The following is a 331-nucleotide window of genomic DNA, read 5'->3' on the forward strand; positions in this document are numbered from 1 at the left end:
CCTGGGTGCTCTGGAACCTCACCGGCGGCCTCGAGGGCGGCGTGCACGCGACCGACGTCACCAACGCGAGCCGCACGCTGTTCATGGACCTCGAAACCCTGCAGTGGGACGACGACATCCTCGCCGCCTTCGACGTGCCCCGGTCGATGCTGCCCGAGATCCGCTCCTCCTCCGAGGTCTACGGCATCGCGAGCGGCCACAGCCTGCTGCGGGAGACCCCGATTTCGGGCATCCTCGGCGACCAGCAGGCCGCGACGTTCGGCCAGGCCGCGTTCGACCAGGGCGAGGCGAAGAACACCTACGGCACCGGTAACTTCCTGATCTTCAACAC

General features: G+C 68.0%; 1 protein-coding gene. It reads left to right on the forward strand.

What is annotated here, in order from left to right; translation table 11 throughout:
• Nucleotides 1-331, forward strand: a 331-nt coding sequence (locus QN357_RS19350; protein WP_323505452.1) for an FGGY family carbohydrate kinase, incomplete at both ends; no start/stop codon positions are given.

The sequence above is a fragment of the Cryobacterium sp. RTC2.1 genome, from assembly GCF_035018685.1.
GTDB classification, from domain to species: Bacteria; Actinomycetota; Actinomycetes; order Actinomycetales; family Microbacteriaceae; genus Cryobacterium; species Cryobacterium glucosi.